Origin of the sequence: Rhizobacter sp. (assembly GCF_031412075.1) — a bacterium.
Taxonomy (GTDB): domain Bacteria; phylum Pseudomonadota; class Gammaproteobacteria; order Burkholderiales; family Burkholderiaceae_C; genus Rhizobacter.
The window spans coordinates 1-15,855 of the sequence record NZ_JANOCG010000647.1; the positions used below are offsets into that span (position 1 = coordinate 1).

A 15,855-nucleotide genomic window follows, 5' to 3' on the forward strand; every position below is an offset into this window, starting at 1 on the left:
CACCGCCACGCTGTCCATCACCGTCAACCCGGTGAACGATGCACCGGTCGGTGTGAACGACGCCGCGACCACCGCCGAAGACACACCCGTGTCCGGCAACGTGCTCACCAACGACACCGATGTCGACAGCGCTTCGCGCACCGTCACGCAGTTCGTGGTCAGCGGCACCACCTATGCCGCAGGCAGCACCGCCACGTTGGCTGGTGTGGGCACGCTCGTCATCAACAGCACCGGCGCCTACACCTTCACGCCGGCTGCCAACTACAACGGGCCAGTGCCGGTCGCCACCTACACCTTGAGCGACGGATCGCTCACCTCCACCGCCACGCTCAGCATCAACGTGACCCCGGTCAACGACGCACCGGTGGGCGTGAACGACCTGGCTTCAACGGCAGAAGACGCCACCCTCACCGGCAACGTGCTGAGCAACGACACCGACGTCGACACCGGCACCACCTTGTCAGTGACGCAGTTCACCGTGGCCGGTATCGCCGGCACCTTCACCGCCGGCCAGACCGCCAGCATCGCCGGTGTGGGCACGCTGCTCATCGGCAGCACGGGTTCGTACACCTTCACCCCGGTGGCCAATTACAACGGCGCCGTGCCGATCGCCACCTACACCTTGAGCGACGGTTCGCTCACCTCAACTGCCACGCTCGGCATCACCGTGACCCCGGTGAACGATGCACCGGTCGGCGCAAACGACAGCGCCACCACGCCCGAAGACAGCGCGCTGAGCGGCAACCTGCTCGGCAACGACAGCGACGTCGACACCGGCACCACGCTCAGCGTGACGCAGTTCGTCGTGGGCGGCACCACCTATGCCGCGGGCAGCACCGCCACGCTGGCCGGTGTGGGCACGCTCGTCATCAACAGCAGCGGCGTCTACACCTTCACGCCGGTGGCCAACTACAACGGCGCCGTTCCGACCGCCACCTACACCCTGAGCGACGGCACGCTCACCTCGACCGCCACGCTCGCCATCACCGTCACGCCGGTGAACGATGCACCTGTGGGCGCCAGCGACACGGCCACCACCGCTGAAGACACGGTGCTCAGCGGCAACGTGCTGGCCAATGACAGCGATGTCGACGTGGGCACCTCGCTCACGGTCACGCAGTTCAGCATCGCCGGTGTCGCAGGCAGCTTCACCGCAGGCCAGACCGCCACCATCACCGGTGTCGGCACGCTGCAGATCGGCAGCACCGGCGCCTACACCTTCACGCCGGCGGCCAACTACAACGGTGCCGTGCCCGTTGCGACCTACACACTCAGCGACGGTTCGCTCACCTCGACCGCCACGCTGTCCGTCACCGTCACCCCAGTCAACGACGCGCCTGTCGGTGTGAACGACAGCGCCACCACCGCCGAAGACACCCCCATCTCCGGCAATGTGCTCACCAATGACACCGACGTCGACAGCGCCTCGCGCACCGTCACGCAGTTCACCGTCAACGGCAGCACGGTCAGCGCGGGCACCACCGCGGCCATTCCGGGTGTGGGCACCCTGCTCATCAACGCCGATGGCAGCTACACCTTCACGCCGGCTGCCAACTACAACGGCGCCGTGCCGGTTGCCACCTACACCTTGAGCGACGGTTCGCTGACCTCCACCGCCACACTGTCCATCACGGTCACTCCGGTGAACGACGCACCGGTGGGCGTGAATGACACAGCCACCACGGCCGAAGACACCGTGAGCACCGGCAACGTGTTGAGCAACGACACCGACGTCGACACCGGCACCACCTTGTCGGTGACGCAATTCACCGTGGCCGGTATCGCAGGCAGTTTCACCGCCGGCCAGACGGCCAGCATCGCCGGCGTGGGCACGTTGCTCATCGGCAGCACCGGCGCCTACACCTTCACGCCTGTCGCCAACTACAACGGCCCGGTGCCGGTCGCCACCTACACGCTCAGCGACGGTTCGCTTACCTCGACCGCCACGCTGGGCATCACCGTGACGCCGGTCAACGATGCGCCGGTGGGCGTGAACGACATCGCCACGGTGGCCGAAGACACCGTGCTCACGGGCAACGTGCTGACCAACGACACCGACGCTGACACCGGCACGACGCTCAGCGTCACCCAGTTCACCGTCGCCGGTGTCGCTGGCAGCTTCACCGCCGGCCAGACGGCCAGCATCGCCGGCGTGGGCACGTTGCTCATCGGCAGCACCGGCGCCTACACCTTCACGCCTGCGGCCAACTACAACGGCCCGGTGCCGGTTGCCACCTACACCCTGAGCGACGGTTCGCTCACCTCCACCGCCACGCTCGGCATCACCGTGACCGCGGTGAACGACGCACCCGCCGGAAGGAACGACGCCGCCACCACCGCCGAAGACACGCCCGTCTCCGGCAACGTGCTCACCAACGACACAGACGTCGACAGTGCCTCGCGCACCGTCGCGCAGTTCGTGGTCGGCGGCACCACCTATGCCGCGGGCACCACCGCGGCCAAACCGGGTGTCGGCACCTTGCTCATCAACGCCGACGGCAGCTATACCTTCACGCCCGCCGCCAACTACAACGGTGCCGTCCCAACCGCTACCTACACCTTGAGCGACGGTTCGCTCACCTCGACCGCCACGCTCGACATCACCGTGACCGCGGTGAACGATGCACCGGTCGGCGTGAACGACGCGGCGACAACCAACGAAGACACCGCCGTGTCCGGCAACGTGCTCACCAACGACACCGATGTCGATAGTGCCTCGCGCACCGTCACGCAGTTCGTGGTCAACGGCACCACCTACGTCGCAGGCGCCACCGCCACGCTGGCCGGTGTGGGCACGCTCGTCATCAACAGCACCGGCGCCTACACCTTCACGCCCGCCGCCAACTACAACGGGCCGGTGCCAATGGCCACCTACACCCTCACCGACGGCGCGCTGACGAGCACGGCCACATTGGGAATCTCAGTCACCGCCGTCAACGACGCGCCTGTGAACACCGTGCCGGCCGCACAGGTCACCAACGAAGACACGCCACGCGCCATCACCGGCCTGAGCATGGCCGACGTCGACGCCGCCAGCGGCAGCATGACCGTGGTGCTGAACGTCACCAACGGCAGCCTCACCGTCACCGGCGGCACCGCCGGCATCGCCAACAGCGGCACCAGCACGGTCACGCTGACCGGCACGCTGGCGCAGATCAACGCCACGCTGGCCGCCAACGTCACCTACGTGCCCACCGCCAACTTCAACGGCGCGGCCACGCTCACCATGAGCACCAGCGATGGCGGCAACACCGGCACCGGCGGCACGCTGACCGATGTCGACACCGTGGCCATCACGGTCAACGCCGTCAATGACGCTCCGGTGGCCACCGGCTCCAATGTGTCGGGCACCGAAGACACGGCCGTGGTTTTCACCTGGGCCCAGTTCGGCGTGACCGACATCGACACCGCCGCCGCCTCGTTGGGCATCCGCGTTGCCACGCTGCCGGCCGACGGCACGCTGCAGACCTTCAACGGCACCACCTGGGTCAACGCCACAACCGGCTCGGTCATCAGCAAGGCCACCATCGATGCCGGCTCGTTCCGCTTCGTCCCCGATGCCAATGAGTCGGGCATCGACGCCTACGGCGGCGCCGGTGTGGGCAACCGCCAAGCCGACTACGCACGTTTCACCTTCACGCCGAACGACGGCGTGACCGACGGCGCCGCCGCCACGGTGCGCATCGACATCACCCCAGTGACCGATGCGCCGACCCTCACGCACAACGTGTCGTCGCAGGTCACAGGCGTCCTGTCCACGTTGACCTCGGTCGGCCTCACACGCGACTACTTCGACAACATTGCCACCTTGGCCTCGGGGGCCAGCTCGACCAACCCCAACGTCGGCGAAGTCGGCATCGAGACGGCGGTGCCGACCTCCAGCGCCCTCATCAGCAACATCGGCGTGGCGGGCAACCTCACCGGCGACACCGGTGTGCAGGTGACCGACGACGACGCCTACCGCGTGCAAGGCCTGATCTACCTCGAAGCCGGCCGCAGCTACACCTTCTCGGGCTATGCCGACGACACCGTGCGCCTTGAAGTTGGCGGCACCACCTTGCTGTCGGGCCAGTGGGGCGGCTCAGGACAGGCCGGCATGGGCACCTTCACCTCGAGCACCCTCACCCCGACGGTGACCGGTTATTACAGCCTGGAGTTCATGATCTACAACACCAGCGGCCCCGGCAGCTACGACCTCAACCTGAGCGTGGACGGAGCCACCGCGGTCGACGTGTCGACGGCCAACTTCCAGCTCTTCCAGAGCATCACCCAGGTCGACGCCGCCGGCGGCCAGCGCAGCGACTTCGTGCCCAACGCGGGCACCGGCGAGGGCGGCTACTACTCGGTGGTCTACAACAGCAGCGTGCAAAGCCGCGTGTACCTCGCGCCGGTGCTGGCCAGTCTGAACGACACCGACGGTTCCGAATCGCTGAGTGTGCAGATGCAAGGCATTCCCGTGGGAGCCGTGCTCAGCGATGGCTCCAACACCTTCACCGCTGCCGCCGGCAGCACGTCGGTCAACATCACGACCTGGAACCGTGCGCAACTGTCGCTCACGCTGCCGGGCGGCTTCGTCGGCACGGCCAGCATGACCGCGGTAGCCACCTCTACCGAAGTCACCACCGGCACCACGGCTGTCACCTCGGTGAACGTTCCGGTCACGGTGGAGGCCGCCAACCTCGGCATCCCGCTCGACGAGATCGCCACCTTCAACGCCGACGCCCTGATTGGCCAAGCTGGCGCCGACGTGTACTCGGTGAGCCAGGTCGGCAGCGGGCTCGACGTCGCCGTCTCGCAGGGCGTGGCAGGCAGCATCCCCGCGCAGACCGGGACCGAGACCACCGGCACCATCCAGCAGGCCTTCAACACCGGCGCCGGCAACGACTACGTGCAGTCGGGCGCGGGCAACGACACCATCTACCTGGGCGACTCGGGTACGGCCACGCACCCGGTGAGCGGCGCCACCGCAACGCAGGCCAACGTGTCGGCGGCCCAGATCATGAACCTGGCCGACGACACCACGCTCACCAGCGCCACGACGGGCCTCCTCACCAACGAAGCCGATGACACCACCGCCACCAACAACGCGGCCGGCAACACCTCCATCACCACCTGGTCTGATGTGGCCAACGGCGGCAGCGGCAACGATGTGATCTACGGCCAGAACGGCACCGACTTCATCTACGGTGGCACTGGCGACGACTACCTCAACGGCGGCGCCGGCATCGACGGCGTGCGCGGCGGGGCCGGCAACGACATCCTGGTGGGCGGCGCGGGCAACGACGTGTTGCGCGGCGACGCCGGGGCCGACGTGTTCCGCTGGGAGCTCGCCGACCGCGGCGCGGTGGGCACGCCGGCGTCCGACATCGTCACCGACTTCAACAACGCCACCCCGGCTGCCGGCGGCGACGTACTCGACCTGCGCGACCTGCTGCAAGGCGAGGCCAGCGTGTCGGGCAATGCCGGCAACCTGGCCAACTACCTGCACTTCACGGTGAGCGGTGGCAACACCACGATCCAGATCAGCAGCAGCGGCGCTTACTCGGGTGGCTTCAACGCCGGTGCGACCGACCAGTCGATCACGCTGCAAGGTGTGGACCTGACAGCGGCGGGAACCTTCAGCACCGACCAGCAGGTCATTCAAGACTTGCTGAGCAAGTCGAAGTTGATTGTTGACGGGAGCTGATGGGTCTTCGTCATTCCCGCGGGGGCGGGAAGCCATGAGCTGTGCCGCTCGTCGCTGATCTTGTTCACTGCGTGAGGCCGCGCCGGGTGTTCGGCCCGGCGGCCGACCTCCTTTCTTGTGTCGACAAGAAAGGAGGCAAAGAAGCGACCCCAGCGGACTCGTCCGAAGGGGGAGACGAACACCAGCCGGCCACGCTGCGCTCGGCTTGATGGGCTTGGCCCGCCCTCGCCGAAGCGAAGCGAGGCGTGGATGGAATGCTTGCGAAGCAAGCGACGTATTGCTCTTCGGGCCCCTTGGTGAGTCGTCGAGCAGCGCAGGGCTTTGCAGCAGCGCGCGACAGCGCGCCTCCACATCTGACTTCGCGCGGCTGTTTGAGCGCGGCCTGCAAGGCGCGTAGCGATTTCTGCGCGAGCTGAAAATACCGAGCAGCGCAGAGCAGTCGGTCCCGAGGACCGACCGACGAGCAGGGTCGCCTTTTCTTTGGTGACTTTCTTTTGGCGAAGCAAAAGAAAGTTACTGCCCTGTCGGGGGCACATCCCGACGCGGTCCCGCGCAGTGGGAAGAAACACCATCGCGAAGCGAGCACAAGGCTTCGATCCGCGAAGCGGACCCCGTCCTGAGCTTGTCGAAGGATCAGCCCGAACGGCCGGTGCGAGGCGGGGCGAAGCAAAGCCTCAGCGAACTCAGCCCGGCACCGCCCCCTGCTGCGCACTGATCCAAGGCCCGGTAGCGCCGTCGATGCCGCACTCCCACAAGACCTTCGCATCAGCGGCATCGGCCACACCCTCCGCATACACCTGCAACGACAACCCATGCAACAAGGTCACCGTGCCGCGCACAAACGTCGCGCGGTGCTCGTCGGTCCCCACACCCGACACCATCGCGGCATCGAGCTTCACGTAGTCGAGCCCGGCTTCGAACAGGCGCGGGATCAGCCCCAGCCGTTCGCCCGCGTGCTCCAGCCCCAGGCGCACGCCGGTGGGGCGCAGCTGGCGGCTCAGCTCCTGCAGCAGATCAAAGTGCTCGACGGCAGCGCTTTCGGCCACTTCGAGCCAGATCAGGCGCGCCACGCGGGGTGAGTCCCACAACAGAGCACGCAAACGAGACGCAAAACCACTGTCGGTCAGCGAGGCCGGCGAGAGGTTGACGCAGCGCGCCTGCCCATCGCCGCCGGCTTCGGCCAAGGCCAGCGCGAGCGCACGTTCGTCGATCTCGACAGTGAGCTTGCTGCGCATGGCCAGCGGCAGCCAGCGGGCAGCCGGCTCGAAGGCGCCTTGTTCTTCGAGCTGCAGGCGCAGCGGGCATTCGAGGTGGATCACGTCGCGGCGTGCGTTCACCACCGGAAAGCTCACCAGGTGCACCCGCCCTTGCGCCAGCGCCTCGCGGATGCGCTGGCGCCAGGCGCCCTCGCCCAGCATGGCCACGCTGTTGGCCGGCTCGTTGCCCAGCTCCACCGTGAACGGGCCACGCGCTTCAGCGCGGGCCAGCGCCGCATCGGCCGCGCTCATCACCTGGCCGGGTGTCATGTCACGCCGCAGTTCGATCGCGCCCATGCAGACCCCGGCACCACCCCCCAGGCTGGGCAGCACCACGGCAAGCGCATCCGACAAGGCCTGCGCTGTCTCGCGCGCCACACCGGGCACCGGCAGGCACAGAGCAAAGTCCGAGCCGTTCAAGCGACCGAGAAAGCAGCCCTTGGCTCGCTCCGAATACGGCCGCAAGGCTTGTGCGATGGTGGTGATCACACGGTCGGCCCCGGCGTGCCCCAGGTGACGGTTGATGCCCGTCAGGTCGAGCACCCGCAGCAGCACCAGGCCGCCTTCGGCCGTGCCGTCTTCGCGCTGCAGGGCCGCCGACAGCTGCCCCAGAAAATGCGCCCGGTTCGACACGCCGGTGAGGCGGTCGCAATTGGCCTGCTTGTGCAGGGTGTCAAGCTGCTCGGCCTGGGCCTGGAAGGTGACGCGCAGGCGGTTCACCATGGTGTTCATGGCGCGTGTGAGGCGCTGCAGTTCGGGTACGCGCGGCTCGGGCACGGTCTTGAACTCACCCGCCACCAGCGCATGCGCCTGCTCAACCGTCGAGTCGAGCGGCTTGCGAATGCGCGCCACCACCAGCGTACCCACACCGCCTGCGATCAAGCCGACGAGACCGAGCGCCAAGGCCGAGCGCAGGCTGCCGCCCCACAGCTCGTCGTGCGCAAAGAAGGTGTGGCTCACCACCTCGACCTTGCCCAGCGCGCGCCAGCCATCCGACACCTGAGCCACACCCGGCTCGCTCTCGATCGGCGCCAGGCTCACGAACCATGCGGGGGCCGACGACTCGGTGGCCTGGGCCTCGCGCACGAAGGGCACGCTGCCATCGGCGGCGGTGAAACGGATGCGGCGGTAGAACCCTGTGTCGAACTGGGCCGACATCAACAGGCCCATCAACTCGGGGTCGCCTTTTTGCTGTGAGAGCGCCAAAGCCAGCGAGGTGGCGTTGTCGGCGTTCTTCAAGCGCAGCTGGGTTTGCAGGTAACCGCGCGCCGACTCCACGGCCACCGTGACACTGCCGGCAAATGCGAGCAGCACCGTGCCCAGCAACAACAGCCAGATCTGGCGAATCAGCGACATGCCTTCTTCCTTTTCTTGTACCCAAGGAAACGCCGGGCCGTTCCCAATTTTCCTTGGCTCCCCTCGGGGGGCGGGCCGCCGCGAAGAGGCGGACCTTGGGGCGTCGATTTCTTCATTGGAACCCTTCTGCACGCGCCTTCGCAAGCACCTCGCGCCAGCGCGACAAGCGCGCCGTCGGGTCACCTGCCGCCGTCGGTCCCACACCTTGCCACAAGCCTTCGCTGTTGAAGCTGAACACCGGCACCAGGTCCGGCCTGCGAGACGCGGGCCTCACCTCGGTGATCAGGTTGTCCAGAATCATCGGCTCGGCGCCGGCTGCCGCATAGTAGGCCAGCACCATGTGGGCCTGCACGGCACCATTTGGCCCGCCGATCTGGGCCCGCACGTAGACCAGCCGCAGCTTGGAGATGGGCATGCCCATCGCGAGCAGGCTGAAGTACTTGGCGATGGCGTAGTCCTCACAATCGCCCTGGCCCTTGTCCAGCGTCTCGAGCGGGCTGGCCCAGTGGTCGATTTCGCCCCACACCTCGGTGTCGTCGCGAAACACGATGCGCTGGTTGAAGAACTGGTTGATGGCCTGCAGCTGGCCGAGCTCGTTCTGGTCCAGCCCCTGGGTCAGCAAGGGCTGCAAGGCCTGCACGCCGGTCGCCGCGCGGGGCGACAACTTGCGTGCCACGGCCAGCATGCGCTCGGCGTCCCAGGCCTGCGTGGGCATGACCGGGTACAACAGGGCCAGCACCAGCAGCCAGACCAGGCCCCGCAGGCGCACCGAAGCCCCGCGCGCGGGCGCGTGGCCTGGGGGGGCGTGTTTCGGGGGAGCGTCGGGCACCGGGCATCCTGGGGGTGAACGCCATGTTGTCGTCACCCGCGCAGGTGACTTGAGGCCTTCGCGCGCCGTGCGCTGGGGCAGCGGTCGCATTCGGCAAACAAGCTTCAGGCGCATAAACGACCACGCCGTCAAGCCATGCGTGAAATAGTCCCAGCCGTTCATGCGGACAGGGGGGCCGCCCGCAAGGGGGTGCCAGCTAAACTCGCGGCGCAGTGAAGGAACCCCTCACTATGCCCCGCAGGTGTACCCAGAAAGCCCCGATCGAATGCGTTTCAAGCCCCAAGCCTTGTTTGCTGCAATTGCCTTGCTGTTTGCCGCAGGCGCTGGCGCACAAAGCAACGAGGCCTTGAAAGCGGCGGCACAGAAGGCGATCAGTGCCAACCCCGAGGTCACTGCACGCTTCAATGCCTACCGCGCCGCGGCAGACGCCGTGGCAGTGGCACGAAGCGGCTATTACCCGCGCCTGGACCTGAGTGCATCGGTCGGCCGAGACCGAGACACGCTCAGCACGCGCACGCCCGAAACACAATCGCTCAACCGCAGCGGCGCCGCCCTGTCGCTCAGCCAACTGCTGTGGGACGGCCTGGCCACACAGAATGAAGTGGGCCGCCTGGGACACGAAAAACTCGCGCGCTACTTCGAAGTGCTCGACGTCACCGAACAAACCGCACTCGAAACCACCCGCGCCTATTACGACGTGCTGCGCTACCGCCGCTTGGTGCAACTGGCTGAAGACAACTACGTGCAGCACAAAAGCGCGTTCAATCAGATCCAGTCGCGCTTCAAGGCCGGCGTGGGCCGTGGGGTCGACCTCGAACAAGCCGGTGCCCGCCTGGCCCTGGCCGAGTCGAACCTGAGCACCGAAGTGGCCAATCTGCACGACGTGTCGGCGCGCTACCAGCGCATCGTGGGCGAAGCGCCGCCCAAGGGCCTCCCGCTGCCCGCCTTGTTCAAACAAGGTGTGCCCTCCAACGCCAACGAAGCCTCAACCGAGGCGGTGCGCCGCAGCGCCGCCATCAGCGCCAGCGTCGAGATGCTGCGCTCTGCGCGTGCCCTGGCCTCGGTGCGCGAGTCGGCCTACCAACCCACGGTCGAAGCCCGCGTGCGCTCGGGTGGCGGCAAAAACTTCGACGGTGTGCGCGACCAGTCGCGCGACAGCTCGGCCGAGATCGTGCTGAACTGGAACCTCTTCAACGGTGGCGCCGACCGCGCGCGCATCCGCCAGCAGGTCAACCTGGTGAACCAGGCGGCCGACATGCGCGACAAAGCCTGCCGCGACACGCGCCAGGTGGTGGCCATTGCCTACAACGACACCCGCAAGCTGGCCGATCAGTTGCTGTACCTCGACCGCAACACCTTGTCCATCGAAAAGGCGCGCGACGCCTACCGCCAGCAGTTCGACATCGGCCAGCGCAGCCTGCTCGACTTGCTCAACTCCGAAAACGAGCTCTACACCGCCAAGCGCTCCTACGCCAACGCCGAATACGACCTCGGCATTGCCTTTGCCCGCACACAAGCCGCCGTCAACCGCCTGGGCTTGCAGCTGGGCCTGACGCGTGGTGAGGGAGCCCCCGAGGCGCCGGCCGAATCCGAACAATGGGCCATCGGCGAAGACGGGCCCACCCGCTGCCCCGAAGTTGCGATCGAGATGGAAAACATCGACATCGAGGCGCTGAACAAGCGTGCCGCCGGTCTGAACCAAAACACCCCCGTGGTGCCCACTGCGCGCAGCGCACCGCTGGCCGCGTCGGCGGTGTCGCCCACCGTGCGCGCGCCGGACTCGCCCGTCGACAACACCCCGGCCGGCCTGACGGTGCGCCGGCTCAACGACTGGGCCGCCGCGTGGGAAGCCAAGGACGTGGCACGCTACCTGAGCTTCTACTCGCCCGGCTTCAGCTCGACTCTGGGCAACACCAACGCCTGGAAGGCCAAGCGCAGCGCCATGGTCAGCAAGAAGGGCCCGATCATCGTGAAGGTCGAAGAGATCCTGACCAACACGGTTGCTGCCGATCGAGTGGAAACCAGCTTCAAGCAGACCTACCGCTCGGCCGACTTCAACGACGTGGGCATCAAGACGCTGACCTGGCAAAAGATCGACGGCCAGTGGTTCATCGTCAAGGAAAGCAACCGCTAGGGTTTCAGCGAGCGCTGAAAGAAACCCACGACCGCCGAGTTGAACTCGCGGTGAAACGCCACCCTGTCGAAACCGGGCTGGCTGCTGCACAACAGTGGCGCCATCGTGGCAAAGCGCGCAGTGCAAGGTGCCAGGAAATCAAAATGCCCGGCTTTGGGCACCTCGCGGTAGTCCACCGACTTCGGTAACCCCGCACGCACAGCCTCGGCATACCAGGGGTGCGGCAACACCGCATCGTCTTCGGCACGCCAGAGCTGGATCGGCACCGAGACGGCTGCCAGCGATTCCTTCGTGAAGGTGAAGCCGAGTGCTGGTGCCACCACGACGGCGGCGCGCACGCGCGCATCACGGGCCGACTGAACGCCTGCAGTTCCCACAGCCGCAGCTTCGTTGGGTCGCCGGGCGATCACCTGGCAGGCATAGTCACCACGGTGTTGCTTGCAATGCGGGCCGACACGGCCCAGGTCGGCAGCGCCACCGACCACGGTCAATGCAGTGAAGCCACCCGACGAGAAGCCGAACACGCCGATTTGCTGGGCATCCAGGCGATCTCGGTCACGCCACTTCGTCAAAAGGTGGTCGATCACCCGGCTGACGTGGCGTGGGCGCTCCATCATCGAAGCCTCCTTGCTCTGGTCGGCATGGTTGTCGCCGGTGTGCGTGACAGCCGCGACCACAAAGCCGGCCTGGGCCAGCGCCACCGCTGTGTCGTGGTGACCGAGCGACGAGCCGCCATTGCCGTGCGAGATCACGACCAGCGGCAAACCCTTGCCGGTAGCGGCGCTGCCACGGGCGATGTTGAGCGTGAATGGGCCGAGATCGACCGCCTCGGCGGCCGCTTCGGTGGGGTACCACAGCGCCACTTCAAGCGGTTTCTCGGAGCCATCGGCCGCCTGCAGGCGTTCGTAACCCGCGGCGAACGGCGCCGCGAGTGCTGGTGGCACGAGGCTCGCAGCCAGCCAAAGAAGAGTCAGGCGGATCAGAGAGTTGAGGGTCATGGAGTCTCCAGGTGGCTCGTCGAGAACGAGCCGTATTGGAAACCATGCGCCGCCCCATCAACACCGCGTTGCGACGAAATCGCCTCGCAGCGGCGCGAAGTGCGTTCAGCGCTTGACCGGCGGCAGATCGGTGCAGGCACCCTCGAAGGCTTCGGCCGCGAGGCCGATGCTTTCACCCAGCGTCGGGTGCGGGTGAATGGTCTTGCCGATGTCGACCGCGTCGGCGCCCATCTCGATGGCCAGCGCAATCTCGCCGATCATGTCGCCCGCGTGTGTGCCGACGATGCCACCGCCGACGATGCGGTGCGTCTCTTCGTCGAACAGCAGCTTGGTGAACCCTTCGTCGCGGTTGTTGGCGATAGCGCGGCCCGAGGCGTTCCAGGGGAACAGGCCCTTCTTCACCTTCAAGCCCTTGGCCTTGGCGTCATCTTCCGTCACGCCGACCCAGGCCACCTCGGGGTCGGTGTAAGCCACGCTCGGGATCACGCGCGCGTCAAACGCCTCGCGTTACTCCCCGGCTTCGCCCTCGTCTGCGACGTGGCCCTCGTGCTTTGCCATGTGGGCCCGCATCGGCGGGCCGACGATGTCGCCAATCGCAAAGATGTGCGGCACGTTGGTCCGCATCTGGATGTCGACCGGGATGAAGCCTCGCTCGCCCACCACCACACCCGCCTTGTCGGCACCGATGCGCTTGCCGTTGGGCACGCGGCCCACGGCCTGCAGCACCAGGTCGTAGAGCTGCGGTTCTTTGGGAGCACCCTCGCCTTCGAACTTGACGAGGATGCCTTTCTTGGTGGCCTCGGCCCCGACCGTCTTGGTCTTGAGCATGATGTTGTCGAAGCGCGGCGCGTTCATCTTTTGCCACACCTTGACCAGGTCACGGTCGGCGCCGAGCATCAGCGAGTCCATCATCTCGACCACGTCGAGGCGGGCACCGAGGCTGCTGTAGACCGTGCCCATTTCCAGCCCGATGATGCCGCCGCCGATCACCAGCATCTTCTTCGGCAACTGGCGCAACTCGAGCGCGCCGGTGGAGGTGACGATGCGCGGGTCATCCTTCGGCATGAAGGGCAATTTCACCGCCTCGGAACCGGCCGCGATGATGGCGTTCTTGAAGCTGATCACCTGCTTGCCGCCGTCGGCCTTGGTCACGCCAAGGTGGTGCGGGTCGAGAAACTCACCGGTGCCTTGAACGACCGTCACCTTGCGCATCTTGGCCATGGCGGCGAGGCCGCCGGTCAGCTTGCCGATCACCTTCTCTTTGTGGGCGCGCAGCTTGGCGAGGTCGACCTTGGGCTCGCCGAAGCTGATGCCGAGTGAGTCGAAGTGCTTGACCTCGTCCATCACACCGGCCACGTGCAGCAAGGCCTTCGACGGAATACAGCCAACGTTCAGGCACACGCCGCCCAGCGTGGCGAAACGCTCGACGAGCACCGTCTTCAGGCCAAGGTCGGCCGCGCGGAAAGCGGCCGAGTAGCCGCCGGGGCCGGCGCCGAGCACGAGCATGTCGCATTCGAAATCGGAGCCGCCGGTGTGCGATGCAGCGACCGGCGCAGCCACTGTCTCCGTTCGCGCTGGGCTCCCCACGTCCGTTCGGGCTGAGCTTGTCGAAGCCGCTGCCGCACTGGCTCGCGGCCCTTCGACAGGCTCAGGCCGAACGGATTCTGCCGACTCCAGCGTCAACAACAGCGACCCTTCGTTGATCGTGTCACCCACCTTGACCTTGAGCTCTTTCACCACACCGGCATGCGACGAAGGGATCTCCATCGAGGCCTTGTCGCTTTCCACCGTCACCAGCGACTGCTCTTTCGCGATGGTGTCGCCGGCCTTGACCAGCACTTCAATGATGGCGACGTCTTTGAAGTCACCAATGTCGGGAACCTTGATCTCGATCGTGGCCATGTTCACACTTTCAGTTTCATCGTCTGGACCTTGGTCGGCCCATCGGAGTTTTTGTCAAATTCGCAACCGGCGCGCACGCCGATCTCCGCCAGTTCGCGCGCGGTCTTGACGCGGTCGAACGAGGCAAACATGGCGCCGAGTGCAAACGCGCGGCCCGAGCCGATGGCCCAGAAGCGGTCGAACTCGAACACCTCGCGGTAGGAGTACACGCCGTAGATGCCGGTGGCGTTGGCAATCAACGCGGTGTACTGCGAGCTCTCGTACGGGTCGGCGTCGTCTTCCTTGGTGTTGAGGTAGAAAACTTCCTTCAACTTGGGGTGGATCTTGAGGAAGGTGTCGAACACCTCGTCACGCGAGTCGAGCTTGAGGTCTTCAGGCGGCAGCCAGTTGAGGGCGCGCCGCAGCACCGGAAAGTGCGCCGTGGTGCCGGCCATGCCGATCCACGAGGAGCCCACCTTGAAGAGCTTCTCGTTGTTCTCATAACCATGCGGCAGGCGCGTGTCGCCGAAAGTGACGAGGCTGTCACCGGCAATCGCCACCTGGCCGGCCTTGCGCACCACCACCACCGTCGTCACAACAGAACACGCCGGAAGTCCGCCAGGATCTGGCCCAAGTAGGCGTTGAAGCGCGCCGCGGCGGCGCCGTCGATCACACGGTGATCCCAGCTCAGGCTCAGCGGCAGCATCAGGCGGGGCTGGAAGGCCTTGCCGTCCCACACCGGCTCGGTGCTGGACTTGCACACACCGAGGATCGACACCTCGGGCGCGTTGATGATGGGCGTGAAATAGCGCCCGCCGATGCCACCCAGCGAACTGATGCTGAAGCAGCCCCCGCTCATCTCGGCCGGGCTCAGCTTGCCTTCGCGCGCCTTGGCCGCGAGCTCGCCCATTTCCTTGCTGATCTGGAAGATGCCCTTCTGGTCGGCGTCCTTGATCACCGGCACCATCAGGCCATTGGGCGTGTCGGCGGCAAAGCCGATGTGGAAGTATTTTTTGAGCACCAGTTGCTCGCCGTCGAGCGATGCATTGAACTCGGGAAACTTCTTCAGCGCCGCGACGCTGGCCTTGATCAGGAAGGCGAGCATGGTCACCTTGATGCCGGCCTTTTCGTTCTCTTTGTTGAGCTGGACACGGAAGTTTTCGAGCTCGGTGATGTCGGCATCGTCGTGGTTGGTGACGTGCGGGATCACCACCCAGTTGCGGTGCAGATTGGCGCCGCTGATCTTCTTGATGCGCGACAGGTCTTTGCGCTCGACTGCACCGAACTTGGTGAAGTCGACCTGCGGCCAGGGCAGCAGGCCGGGCAAGGCACCACCCGATGCGGCTGGCGCGCCGCCGCCCTTGGCCGACTGCGCTTTGGTCTGCGCCTCACCGGCCATCACGCCCTTGACGAACGCGTGCACGTCGTCGTGGGTGATGCGGCCCTTGGGGCCACTGCCTTTCACTTCATCGAGCGGCACACCGAGCTCACGGGCCAACTTGCGGATGCTGGGCGAGGCGTGCGGCAGGTGGCCGGTGGACGAGGCCGGTTCGTGCGCTGGCAGAGCAGCCGTGGGCACCACGCGCTCCGCGGGCGTCGCGACTGCTGCCACCACTTCCGTTTTGGCTGCGCTCACCACCTCCGTTGGGGCTGACCTCACCACCTCCGTTCGGGCTGAGCCTGTCGAAGCCTTGGCGGCAGCTTGCGCAGGCCCT

Annotated in this window: 7 protein-coding genes and 1 pseudogene; 2 read left to right on the forward strand and 6 right to left on the reverse strand. The window is 66.3% G+C overall.

Annotated elements, in window-relative coordinates:
- Positions 1-31 precede the first annotated feature (31 nt).
- Positions 32-5,686: a cadherin-like domain-containing protein gene (locus RMO40_RS23960; RefSeq protein WP_489660236.1), complete on the forward strand. Its 5,655-nt coding sequence runs from the start codon at positions 32-34 to the stop codon at positions 5,684-5,686.
- Between the two features lie 683 nt (positions 5,687-6,369).
- On the opposite strand, the gene RMO40_RS23965 is transcribed toward RMO40_RS23960, so the two are convergent.
- Together RMO40_RS23965 and RMO40_RS23970 are read right to left on the reverse strand one after the other, a co-directional pair.
- Positions 6,370-8,298, reverse strand: coding sequence for an EAL domain-containing protein (locus tag RMO40_RS23965; RefSeq protein ID WP_309726204.1), 1,929 nt, complete (start codon positions 8,296-8,298; stop codon positions 6,370-6,372).
- Positions 8,299-8,410: 112 nt separating this feature from the next.
- Positions 8,411-9,127 (reverse strand): transglutaminase-like cysteine peptidase, encoded by a 717-nt coding sequence (locus tag RMO40_RS23970; protein ID WP_309726206.1) that lies wholly within the window; start codon positions 9,125-9,127, stop codon positions 8,411-8,413.
- Positions 9,128-9,392: 265 nt separating this feature from the next.
- On the opposite strand from RMO40_RS23970, the gene RMO40_RS23975 reads away from it, so the two are divergent.
- On the forward strand, positions 9,393-11,261 hold the full coding sequence (locus tag RMO40_RS23975) for a TolC family outer membrane protein (RefSeq protein WP_309726209.1): 1,869 nt from the start codon (positions 9,393-9,395) through the stop codon (positions 11,259-11,261).
- Here the strand turns inward: RMO40_RS23975 and RMO40_RS23980 are convergent.
- From RMO40_RS23980 to RMO40_RS23995, 4 genes and pseudogenes are all read right to left on the reverse strand, one after another.
- Positions 11,258-12,259 carry an alpha/beta hydrolase gene (locus RMO40_RS23980; protein ID WP_309726210.1) on the reverse strand — a complete coding sequence of 334 codons (1,002 nt, stop codon included), beginning with the start codon at positions 12,257-12,259 and terminating at the stop codon, positions 11,258-11,260. The genes RMO40_RS23975 and RMO40_RS23980 overlap by 4 nt on opposite strands.
- A gap of 105 nt (positions 12,260-12,364) precedes the next feature.
- Positions 12,365-14,161, reverse strand: a pseudogene (gene lpdA, locus RMO40_RS23985) (dihydrolipoyl dehydrogenase).
- 2 nt (positions 14,162-14,163) lie between these two features.
- Positions 14,164-14,736: an MFS transporter gene (locus RMO40_RS23990; protein WP_309726212.1), complete on the reverse strand. Its 573-nt coding sequence runs from the start codon at positions 14,734-14,736 to the stop codon at positions 14,164-14,166.
- Positions 14,733-15,855, reverse strand: a 1,123-nt coding sequence (locus tag RMO40_RS23995; RefSeq protein ID WP_489660235.1) for a 2-oxo acid dehydrogenase subunit E2, incomplete at its 5' end; no start/stop codon positions are given. The genes RMO40_RS23990 and RMO40_RS23995, both read right to left, overlap by 4 nt.

Coding starts and splice junctions, on each gene's coding strand:
- RMO40_RS23965 (WP_309726204.1), bottom strand. CDS start 8,298: ATGTCGCTGATTCGCCAGATCTGGCTGTTGTTGCTGGGCACGGTGCTG.
- RMO40_RS23975 (WP_309726209.1), top strand. CDS start 9,393: ATGCGTTTCAAGCCCCAAGCCTTGTTTGCTGCAATTGCCTTGCTGTTT.
- RMO40_RS23980 (WP_309726210.1), bottom strand. CDS start 12,259: ATGACCCTCAACTCTCTGATCCGCCTGACTCTTCTTTGGCTGGCTGCG.